19 protein-coding genes and 1 tRNA gene are annotated in these 14638 nt (G+C 60.7%); 3 read left to right on the top strand and 17 right to left on the bottom strand.

Translation table 11 applies throughout. The features are described 5' to 3' along the window. From AWB76_RS19945 to AWB76_RS42730, 5 genes are all read right to left on the bottom strand, one after another. Positions 1-303 carry a hypothetical protein gene (locus AWB76_RS19945; protein ID WP_061161859.1) on the bottom strand — a complete coding sequence of 101 codons (303 nt, stop codon included), beginning with the start codon at positions 301-303 and terminating at the stop codon, positions 1-3. 15 nt (positions 304-318) lie between these two features. Then, positions 319-2295, bottom strand: a complete 1977-nt coding sequence (locus AWB76_RS19940; RefSeq protein ID WP_061161858.1) for a replication endonuclease — start codon at positions 2293-2295, stop codon at positions 319-321. Continuing rightward, a complete protein-coding gene (locus AWB76_RS19935) occupies positions 2295-2516 on the bottom strand; it encodes an SH3 domain-containing protein (protein ID WP_061161857.1) in 222 nt (73 codons plus the stop codon). Before AWB76_RS19935 ends, AWB76_RS19940 begins: the two co-directional genes overlap by 1 nt. Positions 2517-2519: 3 nt before the next feature. After that, positions 2520-2702, bottom strand: a complete 183-nt coding sequence (locus AWB76_RS19930; RefSeq protein WP_061161856.1) for a hypothetical protein — start codon at positions 2700-2702, stop codon at positions 2520-2522. Positions 2703-2920: 218 nt separating this feature from the next. After that, positions 2921-3049, bottom strand: a complete 129-nt coding sequence (locus AWB76_RS42730) for a hypothetical protein (RefSeq protein ID WP_279616427.1) — start codon at positions 3047-3049, stop codon at positions 2921-2923. A gap of 337 nt (positions 3050-3386) precedes the next feature. Between AWB76_RS42730 and AWB76_RS19925 the strand changes: the two genes are divergently transcribed. Together AWB76_RS19925 and AWB76_RS19920 are read left to right on the top strand one after the other, a co-directional pair. Then, the gene (locus tag AWB76_RS19925) at positions 3387-3800 is read left to right on the top strand and encodes a helix-turn-helix domain-containing protein (protein ID WP_082864473.1); all 414 of its coding nucleotides are present in this window, start codon (positions 3387-3389) and stop codon (positions 3798-3800) included. A gap of 160 nt (positions 3801-3960) precedes the next feature. Then, positions 3961-4037 (top strand) — tRNA-Val (locus AWB76_RS19920). A gap of 84 nt (positions 4038-4121) precedes the next feature. Here the strand turns inward: AWB76_RS19920 and AWB76_RS19915 are convergent. Continuing rightward, positions 4122-4340 carry a hypothetical protein gene (locus AWB76_RS19915; RefSeq protein WP_061161943.1) on the bottom strand — a complete coding sequence of 73 codons (219 nt, stop codon included), beginning with the start codon at positions 4338-4340 and terminating at the stop codon, positions 4122-4124. A 176-nt stretch (positions 4341-4516) separates the two neighbouring features. Between AWB76_RS19915 and AWB76_RS19910 the strand changes: the two genes are divergently transcribed. Then, the gene (locus tag AWB76_RS19910; protein ID WP_061161855.1) at positions 4517-5011 is read left to right on the top strand and encodes a nucleoside deaminase; all 495 of its coding nucleotides are present in this window, start codon (positions 4517-4519) and stop codon (positions 5009-5011) included. Here the strand turns inward: AWB76_RS19910 and AWB76_RS19905 are convergent. The 11 genes from AWB76_RS19905 to AWB76_RS19855 all read right to left on the bottom strand — a co-directional run bounded on the left by AWB76_RS19905 (position 5002) and on the right by AWB76_RS19855 (position 14636). Continuing rightward, complete coding sequence (locus AWB76_RS19905; RefSeq protein ID WP_061161854.1) at positions 5002-5742, bottom strand: DUF429 domain-containing protein; 741 nt, start codon at positions 5740-5742, stop codon at positions 5002-5004. The two genes, AWB76_RS19910 and AWB76_RS19905, sit on opposite strands and share 10 nt — an antisense overlap. A 27-nt stretch (positions 5743-5769) precedes the next feature. Continuing rightward, the gene (catA, locus tag AWB76_RS19900; protein WP_061161853.1) at positions 5770-6678 is read right to left on the bottom strand and encodes a catechol 1,2-dioxygenase; all 909 of its coding nucleotides are present in this window, start codon (positions 6676-6678) and stop codon (positions 5770-5772) included. 189 nt (positions 6679-6867) lie between these two features. Next, positions 6868-8082 carry a porin gene (locus tag AWB76_RS19895; RefSeq protein WP_096031335.1) on the bottom strand — a complete coding sequence of 405 codons (1215 nt, stop codon included), beginning with the start codon at positions 8080-8082 and terminating at the stop codon, positions 6868-6870. Between the two features lie 10 nt (positions 8083-8092). Then, positions 8093-9598, bottom strand: a complete 1506-nt coding sequence (locus AWB76_RS19890) for an aldehyde dehydrogenase family protein (RefSeq protein WP_061161852.1) — start codon at positions 9596-9598, stop codon at positions 8093-8095. 11 nt (positions 9599-9609) lie between these two features. Next, positions 9610-10062, bottom strand: coding sequence for a c-type cytochrome (locus tag AWB76_RS19885; RefSeq protein WP_061161851.1), 453 nt, complete (start codon positions 10060-10062; stop codon positions 9610-9612). After that, a complete protein-coding gene (locus AWB76_RS19880) occupies positions 10059-10544 on the bottom strand; it encodes a c-type cytochrome (RefSeq protein WP_061161850.1) in 486 nt (161 codons plus the stop codon). The genes AWB76_RS19885 and AWB76_RS19880 overlap by 4 nt, the downstream gene beginning before the upstream one ends. After that, positions 10541-11062, bottom strand: coding sequence for a methylamine dehydrogenase light chain (locus AWB76_RS19875; RefSeq protein WP_008353338.1), 522 nt, complete (start codon positions 11060-11062; stop codon positions 10541-10543). The genes AWB76_RS19880 and AWB76_RS19875 overlap by 4 nt, the downstream gene beginning before the upstream one ends. A gap of 39 nt (positions 11063-11101) precedes the next feature. Beyond that, on the bottom strand, positions 11102-11746 hold the full coding sequence (gene mauD, locus AWB76_RS19870; protein WP_061161849.1) for a methylamine dehydrogenase accessory protein MauD: 645 nt from the start codon (positions 11744-11746) through the stop codon (positions 11102-11104). After that, positions 11743-12300: a MauE/DoxX family redox-associated membrane protein gene (locus AWB76_RS19865; protein WP_061161848.1), complete on the bottom strand. Its 558-nt coding sequence runs from the start codon at positions 12298-12300 to the stop codon at positions 11743-11745. Before AWB76_RS19865 ends, mauD begins: the two co-directional genes overlap by 4 nt. A 9-nt stretch (positions 12301-12309) precedes the next feature. Next, positions 12310-13440 carry an amine dehydrogenase large subunit gene (locus tag AWB76_RS19860; protein WP_061161847.1) on the bottom strand — a complete coding sequence of 377 codons (1131 nt, stop codon included), beginning with the start codon at positions 13438-13440 and terminating at the stop codon, positions 12310-12312. A 254-nt stretch (positions 13441-13694) separates the two neighbouring features. Further along, on the bottom strand, positions 13695-14636 hold the full coding sequence (locus AWB76_RS19855; protein WP_061161846.1) for a helix-turn-helix domain-containing protein: 942 nt from the start codon (positions 14634-14636) through the stop codon (positions 13695-13697). Positions 14637-14638: the final 2 nt, after the last annotated feature.

Here is a 14638-nt window from a genome sequence, read left to right as displayed (position 1 = left end):
TTAGGCTCCCGTGAATACGTCAAACACACCGCGCGCGGCACGCGCGGCGGGCTTTTCCGGCGAAGGCGGTATGAACGGCTCCGCCACGCTCGCGGGCGTCGCATCGTGCGGCACCGGGAAACGGACGACGCGCGCCGACAGGCGCTTGTGCGCGTCGGTGCCCTTCTTCGCATAGACCGGCATTTCGCACCACTGGCACGAAACATCGAGCGTGCCATGCTCGTTTTCCTTGGCGGGAATGTCCCGCTCGCAGCAGTGGCACTTGATGGTGCCGATGACCGTTTTTTTTGCGCGCGTTTTCATAGAGCCTCGATTTTTTCAATGATGTTTTGAAGCAATGCCATCTGTTTTTGCCCGGCCATCCGGACGAACGGCGGAAGCTGCCTGACTTCCTCCCGTGCCTGCTCCGCCAGCGCTTTCAATTCCGCCACCTTCCCGTCCATTCCGCCTCACCCATTCGTTAAATGCCGCCACCACCGCACCGGAACACGCCTCATAAGCCGCTTCCGACAACCGCCCAAAGGTTGTCGGGATGCCCTCAGGCTTGAATTCCCCCGACTCCGTACAGTTATTGACACAGGTCCAAGACGCGCGCTGCGCGCGCTCGAAACCCGAAAAACCCTCCGCATCGCGGACAGTCGTAGGTGTCGAATCGCTGCCCGCATACGACACAGCGAAAGCGTTGGAACTTGCCGGACGCAGGATTTCCCATTCGAACCTCTTGCTCTCCACGATGGTTTGCATTTCGCGCACGTCGGTCCAGTTGCCCCGCGCGTCGCGCACCTTGTATTCCTCGTTGAACGTGATGCCGATTACCTTGGGCGCGCGCTCTTCGCCATAGCGCGTCGCGCCCTCAGCCGCGACCGTCGCAAGACGCACGCGATAACCGCGTCCGCAGAACACACCACCTTGCGCCGCCACATACCTATCCCACGCGACGGACGCGTTTTCACGCCCTTCAATAACGGCGATTTTGTTGACGGCGTTGTGAGCCGAGACGACAAATCCCGGAGCGTCAGCCGGTACGCTTTGAACGCGGCGCAATTCACGCCAGACCGTAACCGGAGGCCCGCCGATCTGCTGAAACTGTCGAATGCGCCAACGTGTCGCCCACGCCTCGACGCGCTGCGACGTTTGGATTGCATCGTTGCCATACATGTCCTTATCGAGCCGATAGCCGTCGATGTTTTTCGCGACGTACTTCGCGATGTAGCCCGCCGCCGTGCCCTTGGCCGGGTCCATCGGCTTCCAGTCCACGCGATGCTTGCGCGCGCCCGCTTCGTCACCATCGACGGCGAGCGCGTACTTATAGACCGTGCTCTTAAGGATCGCGAGTTCATCGGGCTTGCAGAAAACCAGCACATGCCAATGCGGCGTGCCATCGTGATTCGGTTCGGCAATGCGAAACCCGTAAATCCTCACCCCGCGACGCGCGAGCGCCGCACGGATGCGCGCCCACGTTTTCGTGTGATGCGCTTGCGCCTCATTGGGCTTGGTGCCGTCATATTTGCGATTGCGCACGGGCTTGCCGTTGATGGTCCGGTACGCGTGCATGCGCGACGGTGCCGTGAGCGTGAAGAACACGCCCGCGTGCTTCATGTCGATGGCGATACGCTCAAACCCGTTGATGCGCGTCATCAGTTCCGCGCGCCGCACCGACTTATTCGCGGGCGACTTCGCCGCGAGTTCCGCCAGCGTGAATTCCTGCCCTAGTTCATTGCGCGCGATGGTCGATTCGAGCATTTCCGCGTTGCGCGCGTTTTGCTGTAGGCGGTGCATCACCGACTCGTCGGACACGTAGCAATCGCCGCCCTTGTGGACGTAGCCGAGGCCGATGGCCGATCCTTCGACGGCGCGCGACATGGCGCGACGCAGTTGCCGACGCCACCACAAGTGGCATTGCATGCGCAGGATGGCCGGTTCTTGCTCCATGTCCGCGCCCGGCGCGTTGATGCCCGCCGTAATACAGAAACGCTCCAGCTCCGCGCGCGTCGCGTCGCGCCCGATATGCTGCGTTTCCTCTGCCGTCTTGCGGCATTGCTCCGCGTACTTTTCCGCCGCCGCGCACACGTCGATATCCGACGCATCGAGCGCCAAAGGTGCCGTGCTCAGACTCGCGAGCGCCATCAACAAACCGGCATTCGCGCGCCTCAGCGCGTCACCCTCACCCGTCACTTTCGAGCGATCAAACGAAGCGCAGGCCGCGCGCCAGTTGCCGAGCAGCCGCCCGCGCCAGCGCGGGGGAAGGTCGACAACTTGGCGAACGGCCCAAGCTTCGTTTGATTCGCGGATCATCAGCGCACCACCACCAGCCGCTCACCGCAGCGCACGACTTGATCCACCGGCACGATGAAAAGCTTCGTCACGCCTTCGTCCGGCACTTCGACACGCACATGCCCGCCGGGGATGCCTTCGAACGAGCCAACACGACCGCGCCAGCCGTCGATGTAAGCGTAGAAGTCATCTTTTGCCGTCACCATGACGCGCTCACCTTCGCGGAACGTGTTGATGAGCATGATTTAGCCCAAGCGCTGCACTTCAGCGACCGGGAACGTTTCTTCGGTCCCGTCCTTGTCCATGCGCGCCGTCACGCTGATGAGCGAGCCGTCCGCGCCCTTCGTCACTGCCGTGATGCTGCCCGCCGTGCCCGCGTAGGGGCTTTGCGCCGTAGCGAGCACCAGAATCGAATCCCAAGGTTGCATTGCCTTTACTCCAAAAGTTTTCGCGCGCCTGTTGAAAATCCGCTTTGCTAACCGGCGCGCTTCGTGGCCGCTCGCGGTACTTCGAAAGAATTCTGTTTAACGCTGTCATCGCTTCGGCCCTTGCCTTGTCACTGGCGGGCGTTGCGCGCGGTGCCCATGGCACGCTGCACAGTAGAGCGCGACCTATTGAGCCGGGCACCACTGCATGCGAAACGTCCTCACAGCTTTCGGGTTGCTGTTCCGTTTTCATCGATCATCCCCGTGTAGGCCAGCGCGCCGAGCACGCCGACGCCGACCGCAAAGAAGGTGAAAACCGCGCCCGCCACGAAGAAAAGAGCCTCAGTCATGCGATCACCACCCAATCAATGACCCGACGCACAGCAGCGCGAACGCGCGCGCGCTTGGCGTAGCCGCTTAGGACTGCGAAACCGCCGAGTGAAGACCGTTGAATTTGTAACGATGAGTGACGCATGTAAGCCCCCCGGTTGAACCCCTGCATGTGTGGAATGTCGGACCGCCTAAAGGCGAGGATCAGTCGCCACGGGGGGGTTCAGCCCGTTTGTGCGGCCCGACGAACGGAACAATACGTCAAGCGCGCAATACTAGTCAAGCGCGCAGTACGTTGTGCGTTGTTGACGCTTGACGTACATTCGGGTTTGAGATCGCTTGACAAACGGGGGAAGTGTGAAATCGACTGTTCAATACTTGGACGAAGTTCGGGAAAAACTCGAACTTCCGTCCGACTACGCCGCCGCGAAGGCGCTAGGCGTGACGCGTGCGGCGGTCAGTTCGTGGCGCGTTGGCCGTTCCGCTCCGGACGAATTGACGTGCGCGCGGATTGCGGAGGCTCTTGGCATTGAGCCGATAGAGGTTATCGCCGCTTCTCAGTTCGAGCGCAGCAAAGACGAGCACGCGCGCGCTGTCTGGGAGTCCATTTGGGGAAAAGCGGCGGGGGTTATCGCGAAGGCGTCGATAGTGTGCGCGGTTGGCTTGTCGGCGGCGGTAACCCCCACGTCTCAGGCGCAGGCATCTGGTAATACGGGCACTACGGGGGAAGGCGGGCACAGTGCAAGAATTTATGTTATGTCAAATAAATGATCCGAGTCGATTAATATCGTGAAGGCCTGCCGCCGGCCCTCAACTTCACGCCGGCTCACCGCACTGACAACCACAAACACGCCCAAAAACACCGAATCAAAAATTTTCGCCCAAAATTCCCCACGACGCGAAACTTTCCCCTATAATTCGCGGCTTCCGTAGGCTCGTAGCTCAGCTGGTTAGAGCACCACCTTGACATGGTGGGGGTCGTTGGTTCGAGTCCAATCGAGCCTACCAACGACATTCAGACGCACCGTCGCGATCGCATCGCCACGGTGCGTTTTCTTTTGCGCGTCGCTTTGACTGCATTTCGGAAACGCGTCAGTCCCAGCAATTCCGGAATGCCACCGCAACGATCACCGGCACCGTGAGCACGAGCGGAATCGCAAAGTACGGCACTTCCAGATGGACAACCCACGTGTAGATCAGCCAGGCCACGCCGAGTGCGAGCGTGGCAAGACCAATGAGCGCCGTCAGCACGTTGAGCATGCGCGGCGAGATCTGCTTGCGGGAGGCTTCTTTGCCCGAAGGAGTTTCCATGGCGGCGGGCGCATTCGAGCGCAAGACAAGTACATCACAATTTTATACCGCCCTGCCCATCGTCGTAGCGCCATTTCGACCGCTGAAAGTCCGCCGAAAACGCGCTTCACAATTGCGCCTCTCACGGTTCGCTTGTCGGCTAACATCGTGGTCCGGCCGTTATTCTAGGAGGCGTCATGATCGACGATACAGACAAGAAGTATCTGATCCGCTGCATCGAATTGGCGCAGGAAGCGCTCGACGATGGCGATGAGCCTTTCGGTTCGATGCTCGTCGCAAACGACGGGCGCGTGCTTTTCGAGGACCGGAATCGCGTGAGTGGCGGCGACCATACGCGACACCCGGAATTCGCGATTGCGAAGTGGGCTGCGGAAAATCTGCCGGAATCCGAGCGCAGAAACGCGGTCGTCTACACGTCCGGCGAGCATTGTCCGATGTGCTCGGCGGCGCACGCGTGGGGCGGGCTGGGCCGGATCGTGTATGCGGCGTCGAGCGAGCAATTCACGCGCTGGCGTGCTGAGCTCGGCGCAAAACAGGGGCGCGTTCGTCCGTTAGCGATACAGGAAGTTATCGACGATACGACAGTCGACGGTCCCGTCGAGGAATTCGCCGAACGCGTAAAAGCGCTCCATGTAGCGCACTTTCGCAGGCAAACCCGCTCTCAGCAATAAATCGCCATTGGTATGCCGTTCGCATCGATCGCGATCTCTTCGGGCAGATGGAACGCTTTTCCCGATGCGATTCGGCGAGCGGTCCATAACACAGCGAACGCGTCGAGCACGTCGTCTCGCGATGCTTGCGACGGTTTGCGCGTGGCAAGCGCCGAATCGATCGCGCTGCCAAAGCATTTCACGAGCAGTGCGTGACGCAATGCGAATCCAGGCGCATGCGCTTTGCTTTCGCGAAGGCCATGCGCCGGTCCGCCCTGCTCCATTCGCACATGCATGAAGCTCAACTCCGGATGCACTTCGAAAACGCGTGTGGCATTAATGTTATGCGTGTGCATTACATCATCGACTTCCGCAATCTTTTTGCGGATATGGAATGCCTGAATGGATATCCGTTTTCCGGATTCGGCATGATTGATCGCGCACGCTTCTTCATAGCTCGATGCGGCCAATGCCGCGCGTATCGGCGGAGCAAAGACGGAGCTTCCGCGCGGACGCCCGAGCATTTTGCGAGCAAGCGTGTCGCACGCGCGAATGCCATTCTCCGAAAGACCGATCGGCATATCCACGGCCACAATGGCATTCGCGCGTTTGCAGTCGAGTAAGTCCTGAAAGTGAGCGATAACGCTCGTCGTGATTGCTGCGGTGCGCCCGCATTGCTTCACGACGAACCAGCCCGCCTTGCAGCCATCGACGCCGAATAGATCGGCATGAATATCGCGCTCATTGTTCATGCCGCGATCGTACCAACGATCGAAAACTCAGACAGCGGCGCGCACACGTTCTACTTCAGTGCCCGGCACATCGTCACGTTCGCTGCACAACGTGAAGTCGAAGTCGATCAGCGCAAAGCGCCCTTCCACGCCATACGGTTTGCCCTCGGCGCCTTCGGCTTTCTTCACTTCCGGAACGAGACCATCGCGCGTCGCGAACGCGAAGTCGTCCCACAGATACGGATCGCCGTCGATGTTGATCTGCGTCGTCAACTTGCGATAGCCCGGCGCCGAAACAAAGAAATGAATATGCGCCGGACGATGACCGTGTCGCCCGAGTTGATCGAGCAATTGCTGCGTCTTGCCGCCAGGCGGCACGCTATAGCCGACCGGAACGACGCTCGTGAACGCATAGTTGCCTTCGTTATCGGTGCGGATCGAGCGACGCAGGTTGAACGCGGACTGCGACTTGTCGAAGTACGAGTAATTGCCGAGATGATTGGCGTGCCACACTTCGACCAACGCATTCGCGAGCGGCTGTCCCTCCTTCGTCAACACACGGCCGCGCATCACGAGCGTTTCTCCGGGACTCGCGCCATCGTCGAGCCGTGCATGTCCAACGGATTCCGGCGCACCCGCGACATAGAGGGGACCCTCGATCGTACGCGGCGTGCCGCCTTCGATACCCGCTTTCGCTTCCTTTTCGTCGAGACGGGCATCGAGGAAATGCTCGAAGCCGAGGCCTGCCGCGATCAATCCGAATTCGCCGCTCTGGCCTGTTTCGCCGAGGTAGTTGAGCGCCGTCCAGAACTCCGTCGGCGTCACGTCGAGATCGTCGATCGTGTAGAAAAGATCGCGCACGATGCGATTGACGATGGTCTTCGTCCGCGCATTGCCTTCGCTCGTGGCGCTGTCGTTGATCTTTTGCAGCAGGCTGTCGATGGCTTCTCTGTTCATTGTCGATGTCTCCGTGATTCGATATAGGTGGGTGCCTCTCATCGAAATTAAGCGACCCGACTATATCGGTCAAATCAATCATATGTGGCGACATGCATCCATAAGATTGATAAAGACGGACGGTGACGCAAGCAAAAAAACCCGGCGGGGAATCATCCCGGCCGGGTCAAAGCACGCCCTCGGAAGGACTTAGAAGTTATGCCGTATGCCGAGCGTCACCGACAACTGACGATCGCTGTTGGAATTCGGCAGATTGGGAATCTGCGCGTAGTTCGCCGGGCCGCCCGTTGCGGGATCGATGCCGAGTCCCGCTCCCACCGCCTTCTGCATGATCGCGACGCCATACAGCGCCGTGCGCTTGGACAACGCGTAGTTCGCGCCGAGGTTCACTTGATGAAAGCGCGTCGACGAACCGCCGTCCGGCTTCGCATTGTTATAGATATAAGCCAGTCCCAGTTGCAGGAACGGCGTCGCGGCGTAAGTCAGATTCACTTCGCCGATATCGAACGCAATGTTACGGCCTTGCGGATTGGCGCTGTCGGCGAAGTACTGGCTACGTTCGAGAAGGCTATGCGTATAAGTCAGCGCGATGGTCGCTGGCCCGATTGCATACGATGCGCCCGCCCCATAGGCCTTCAACGCTTCCGCATTCTGCAGCTGACAATAAAGCGCCGACGGATTCGAGCAGGCGAAATCGCCGATATAGCCATTGGCGCCGCCCAGAGCCGCATCGAGCGGATTGTGCAGGTTCAGATAGCCCGCGCTGATGGAAACCGGCAAGTGCGTATAAGTCGCCGCAATCGAATAACCGCGTCGTTGCGCGAAATCGCCCGCCACACCGCCCAGGCTATACGTGCCACCTAACGAGAAGCCGTTCCAGTCCGGGCTCGTGTACTTGATCGCGTTATTGAAGTTGAACGCTTCGTTGAGGTTATCGACGTCGCCGATATGCGAACCATAGAGCGTCGCCCACGAATTGCTCGACACATACGGCCCGAGGAAATCGGAATACGAATCGTATTGACGCCCGAACGACAACGTACCGAATTGCTCGTGCGCGAGTCCCACCCAGGCCTGACGATTGAAGAGCGCCCCGCCCTGAACAAAGCTTCCCGTCCCCGTATAAAAGCTATTTTCTACGTTGAACTTCGCCTGCAAGCCACCGCCCAGATCTTCCACGCCGAGCAAGCCGAAGCGCGAAGGCACAAGATTGCCGCCGGAGAACGCGAAGTTATGCCCCGAGCTGACGCTGCCGTCCGCATTCGTGACTTGCTGATTGCTCGTATAGGTCAACCCTGCATCGACGGTCCCGTACAGCGTCACGTTGCTTTGCGCCGATGCACTCGCGCACACGGCGAGCGCCGCCGTCGAAACGAGTTGCCGCGCGATTGTTTTAGTTGTCATGCGAGCGTCCTCACGCGTAGTTGATCAGCACGGACTTGGTTTCCGTGTACATGTCGATCACCGCGCGTCCGAGTTCGCGCCCGAAACCCGATTGCTTGAAGCCGCCGAACGGCATCGCGTTATCGAGCAGCGAGTGGCAATTGACCCACACCGTGCCCGCCTTGATGCGCGGCACGAGCTTATGAATGGCAGAGAGGTCGTTCGACCAGATGCTCGCGCCGAGTCCATAAGGCGTGTCGTTCGCCTTCGCGACCACGCTGTCGATATCGTTGAACGGCATTGCAACGAGCACCGGTCCGAAGATCTCCTCACGCACGACCTTCATCGAATGATCGGTATCGACGAGCACAGTCGGCTTCACGAAAAAGCCCGCGCCTTCCTTGCGCGCACCGCCCGCGATCGCACGCGCACCTTCATCGCGGCCCGCTTCGATATAGCCCAGCACGCGATCCATCTGCCGCGCGGAAACGAGCGGGCCGATCTGCGTCGATGCATCGAGGCCCGGTCCCATCGGCAGAGATTGAGCGATCGAGGCAACACGTTCCATCACGCGATCGAAGACTTTATCGTGCACGTACACGCGCGAACCGGCAGTACACACTTGCCCCGAGTTGAAGAAGATCGCATTCGCGACGCCTTGAGCGGCCCTGTCGATATCCACATCGGGCAGCACGATCACGGGCGATTTTCCGCCGAGTTCGAGCGACATGCGCGTCATGTTGTCGAGCGCCGCGTGGCCGATTGCCTTGCCCGTCGGCGTCGAACCGGTGAAGGCGATCTTGTCGATGCCCGGATGACGCGCGAGCGCGGCGCCCGCCGTGCGGCCCAGACCGGTCACGACATTCACGACGCCCTTCTCCGCGCCCGCTTCTTCGATCAGCATCGCGAGGCGCAATGCGGAAAGCGGCGTGTCTTCCGCGGGCTTCAGCACGACAGTGCAGCCCGTCGCGAGCGCGGGCGCCAGTTTCCACGATGCCATCAGCAACGGGAAATTCCACGGAATGATGGCGCCGACGACGCCCACCGCTTCCTTGCGCGTATAACCGAAGTAATCGTTCGACGGGCTATACGGAATCGCCGCATCGAGCGTGCTGCCTTCGATCTTCGTCGCCCAGCCGGCCATATAGCGGAAGCATTGCGCGGCCATCGACACATCAAGACCTTGCGCGACCGTCACCGGCTTGCCGTTGTCGAGCGATTCGATTTCCGCGAGCTCGCGTGCGTTCGCTTCGATGAGATCGGCGACGCGCAACAAGAGGCGCTCGCGATCGGTCGGCTTCATGCGCGACCACGCGGAATCGTCGAAGGCGCGGCGCGCGGCTTGTACTGCGCGATCCACGTCGGTTTCATCGGCGCTCGGTACGCGTGCGAGCAGTTCGCCATCGGCGGGATCGATCACGTCGAGCGTCGCGCCGCTTGCGCTATCGACCCATGCGCCATCGATCAGCATTTTCTTCGCCGACGCGAGAAACGCGCGCGTCGAATCGAGCATCGCGGGATGCTGATTGCTATTCATTGAGATGTCTCCTAGTAATGTTCCGGGACGGCGTTCACGCCGTTCTCCTGCAATTCCTTCACGAGCTTCATGCGGGTGCGCGCGACATCGGTGAGCGCGGGCCTGCGATGCGCCGCGATTTCTTCGGCCGTATAAGGCTTGAACGATGCGGGCCGCGATTGCTCGTTCATCGTCCTGAGCAGCCAGTTCAGGACGTTCGCGAGCTCCGCATCGTTCAATGCGGAATTGGCCGCGCCTGGCACGCGCATGACAAACTGGCGGCCCTCGGGAAGCGAGACGAAATGACCGAGCGAGTTGCGCAAGGCGGGCACCTTGCCGGGAATGCCCGAGCCATTGGCCGTGTGGCATCCCATGCAATTGAGCACCCAGTCCTGGCGCGCGCGCGCCGCATCGTACGTCTGCGCTGCCGCCGCCGTCGAAAGCGCGGCCAGCATCGCAGCGGCGAGGACCGCGCGCGGCTTCATAGCCCGAGGCCCTTCAAGACTGCTTCGCGATGCTGATGCACGGCGGTCTGATCGAGCGGTCCCGCACGCCATGCCTTGACCTCGGCGACGTCAAAGGGCTTCGCCGATCCATGCTGTGCGTTCAGATCGAACACGACGTAGTTCAGCACATCGGCGATCTCTTCATCGGAGAGCGACGCGAAGCTCGGCATCTTGAAGTTGTAGCTCTTCTCCTTGACCTTGATCGGGCCGAACATGCCATAGAGCACGGTATGCCCTAATTGGGCGCGGCCATCGGGCGATCCTGCATACTTGCCCGGATACTCGACGAGCGGCGGCGCGAGTCCGTCCATGCCCTTGCCGCCCGCCTGATGACAGACGGCGCACTTGCCATCGAACGTGGATTTGCCGCCGGGGTAATGCACCGTCTGTGCGAATGCGCCCGAAGCGAGGCTCATCACGCCGGCGGCGAGCGCCGCCATCACAACACTTGCAGTCTTCATTGCGTTGCCGCTCCCAACAGAACCGATACCGAGCAGTGGTAATTCGAATTACCGTTCGCCATACACCAGTTGATATCGTTATTCAGCGACAGCTTATAGAGCGGCTTTTCGCGTTCATTGCGATTGCAGAAGCAGCGTCCGCAACTCGTCTTGCCGCAGCAGTCGTTGTACGACACGATGTAATCCGAGCCGTCGTGCGGATTGCGGCACGTACCGATCCACGTGATCGGCGAAGGCGTCGTGCCCGGGGGGCAACTGCTCGACGTACCGCCGCAGCAACTGCAAAGCCAGCCGTCGATCGCGCAATACTTCCAGTAGTCGCAGCTCGTCGGATCGTCGCTTGCCGATGAACCCGGCTTCTTCGGCTCCGTCGCATACGCGGTGCGATCCACCGGCAACAGCGGCACCATTGCCGACCCCACCAGCACCTTTCCGAGCTTCGCCATCGCACTGCGCCGCGAGCTGCGCTGCGCGACGCCGCGCGCCTTATGTTCGAAGAATGAATCCAGCCATTTCATGGACGCTCACCTGTATGAATGAATAAGTTATCGGCGTCTTCAGGCGTGCCGTCCGACTTGCCCTTCATGGTCGTGATGCGCGTGATCGTCGTGCTTGCCGTGCACGAATTCCTGCAGCGACGCGACCCCCCGTTCCTTTGCTTCGAACAGGCTTTCCAGATGTTCGCGCGTGTTCACGAGACCCTTCGCGCGGACCTTGCCTTCCTCATCGAGCAATACGGCATAAGGCAGCTTGCCGATCTGATAAGAAAGACCGAGTTCCTGCGACAGCACATACGGATATTGCGAAAGACCGGACTTGCGATAGAACGCGGCGTGTTCCTCGAATTCGCCGTCGCTGGCGAGCACGATATCGACGGAGCCTTCGCGCGCCTGGAGCGACGGAAGCAACGGCAGCAGCTTCTTGCACACGGGGCACGTCGGCGAGAGGAAGAACACGAGTGTGTTGCGCTTCGAGTTCGACAGGCCGCCGACCTTCACCGCGCGGCCGGCGATATCGCCGAGCTCGAACACCGGTGCAATGGCGCCGACTGCCGGGCCCTTGTCGATCATGAGCGCGCCCGCGGGCATCATGCGTTCATAGAGAATGCCGACTTGGCGAACGAGTGCGAGACAGATCGCGCCGAGCGCGAGCAAAGCGGCCCACGACAGTGCGGCCGAAATCATCAGGGCGGTTTGCATCATGAATTCCTCAGAGAATCGAGCTTGGGAAGATTGACCAGCAGCACGTCGAGCGTGAACCACGCGGCGACGGCGAAAAGCGTGCAGGCGCCTGCGCTCAGATAGTCGAACGCCATGAGCGCGCGGCCGCTTGCGGGAACGAGTGCAGCGGCGGCGAGGACGGCCAGCATCAGCGCGCGTGCGACGTGCCACCATCCGATCGACTTCGGCGCACGCTCCGATGCGTTTGCAGCGATAAAGCCCGAGCAGCCGCAATCGATGTCGGTATGACCGCGCAACACGTTGACTGCAAGCGCCACGCCGAAGAGCGCGAAGAGCGCGGCCAGCACGATTGCGCTGACCATGCGCGTATCGGCGAACAACAAGCCGATCGCGCCAGCGGTTTCGAGCGCCGGAAAGACGAACGACAAAGGCGTCACCGTGAACGACGGCAGCAACGCGAAGGCTTCGAGCGATGCGCGATAGCGCGACAGCTCGCGCCACTTCGGCACCGCACTCGCAAGCGCGATAATCGTCGCACTCGCGATGCACACCATGAGAATGACGGGATCGATCATCGCGTCACCTCAAGGATTGAGCAGCAACGTCGACGTCGTGCCGAGCTGCTTTTCTACATGCATGCGCTTGCCGGTCGTCGCGTCCATCACGACGAGATCGGACGTCGGCGTGAGGCCGTAGAAAAGCGGCTTATCGTCGGTGCTGACCTGAATCGCGAGCAGCGGATCGATCTTCTGCTTGGCCAACTCCCAGCGCGCCACGCGCTTTTTGCTCTGCGTGTCGTAGACCCAGATCTCCGTGCCCGGATCCTTGTGCGAGCCGTCCGCGCCTTTGTGCATGGCCACGTAGAGACGATGACTCGCCGTATTCAAAGCGGTCTGCTGCAAACCACCCGGACGCCAGCCTGCCTTGCGCTCCTGATCGCTCAGCAACGACCACGCCGTGCCGAGCACCGGTGCATCGCCCGAGAAATCGGCCGAGCGCACGCTGCCGTGGAACGTCGTGAACAGATAGGTATTGCCGTCGCGCACGGCGTTGATGAACGCGGGGTCCTTGTCGACGTCGATGAAGGCGTCAGAGAGCTTGCGGCTCGCTTCCTTGCCGGTCGCATCGAGCTTCACGGTGAGGGCTTTGCCGCTCTCGCACAGCGCGGAAAAGCGGTCATTGCCACTGGGATATGCGAGCACGCACCCGTCTGTGTCGATTTCGCCGAGCACCTTCTTCGCGGCCGTATCCACTACGGTGACCGACGTCGACGGCGTGATGTTCGACACATACAGACGGCTGCCGTCTTCCGAAAGAATCGTGCTGTAGGGCGTGGGCACCGTTTGACCGTGTTTGGCCGGAATCACGATTTCGCCGGTCACGTCGAGCGTCGTGTTATCGATCATCTCGACCACGTCCGTGCGCGCGCCGTGGCTGCCGCGGGCGAAGTACGTCGTCGCGACATAGCTCGTCTTGTGATCGGGCGAAATCGTGAAGCCCGGCGCGAATCCGCCGTCGATCTCGCCGACGAAGCGCTTCGTGTCGCCGTCGAAGACGTGCACGCGCGCGTCGGTCATGCTCGCGAACGAGACATCCGTCACGAATATGCGATGCGGGCTGTACGGCGGAACCTTCGCTACCGTCAGCTCTTCCGGCTTTTCGGCCGCGCCCGCGTGCGGCTGACACGCAAGCAGTCCATACAATAAAGCCCCCATGGCGGTGGCTAGCCGTCTCATCTCCATCTGTGCGTCTCCTTGTTTATCGTCGAACTGACTCTAAAGATGACAATAAAAAAGAGCACTTCGGAACCGGCAGCGCGTGCGTGCCGAAATGGAGCATTCGAAAGGGAGCCGACAGAGATGCGCGCTCAGCGCAGCATCTCGAGCACGCTTTGAAAAGACAAACGCCGATGGCAAGCCGCGGCGATGCGGCCTGCTATCGGCAAGAGAACCATGCTTTTACGCCTTATTCAACGAGCGCGCGGCGTTTGAGAGGGAAGTTCGCCGAACAGGCTTTTGTAATCGCTCGCGAAGTGACCGAGATTGGAGAATCCCCAGCGCATTGCGGCTTCGCGGACCGGTATCTCACCTGGCGATGTCGTGGTCAGGAGCCGCCTCACTTGTGCAAGACGCACTGCGCGCAGATAGCTTACCGGATTCATCTGCGTGACCGATTGAAAGCTATTTTGAATGGTGCGTCGGCTCACGCGCAACTTCTCGCATAGATCCAGCACCGATATCGGTTGCTCGGGGCGCGCCAGCACGAGATCGTGCGCGCGCCGCACGACATCGGCCCGGCATGCATACGTGAGCCGGTCCTCGCGCGTCGGCACGTGAAACGTCAGAAGATCCAGAATGCTTTCCGTTACCGTGTGTGTGAAGCGATGCGCGCCATCGCCCGACAGAAAGGGATCGGGGTCCGCCAACACCGTTTCAACGGCCGCAATGATGCGCTTTCCTGCACGCGCGCCAGCCGCGCCAGGAATGCTCAGCACGTGCCGATTGAGAATTTCGTCCTGGACATCGACGCCAGCCGCATCGGCTGCGGAAGCAAGCAATGTCGAATCGATTGCGACGCCGAGCATCGACATATCGGGCGGTGAATGCAGCAGAAATTCCTTCGCACCCGGTGCGACGACGAGCGCGTTTTCATCCACGCGCACGCCCTGAAAGGAAAACGGAGCGCCGCCGCCGAGCGCGAGCCCGAACGTGACGAATCCCGCTGGCAATTGCCCGCGCTGAACGATACGAACGTTCGCGGATTCCTGAAAAACCTGCACGCCCGCCACTGAAACCTGCTTCACCGTGCTGCGAAACGCGCCTTCGCCCACCTGGTCGTATCGTTGATCCCAACCTGCCAGCGAATGCGCGTGGTGGTCGGCGTCTTCGAAGGTTTCGTAATTGGCGTACATGC

The sequence above is a fragment of the Caballeronia temeraria genome, from assembly GCF_001544795.2.
GTDB lineage: Bacteria > Pseudomonadota > Gammaproteobacteria > Burkholderiales > Burkholderiaceae > Caballeronia > Caballeronia temeraria.
The sequence above is the reverse complement of the archived record's forward strand: the minus strand, read 5'-3'. Positions and strand labels throughout refer to the sequence as shown.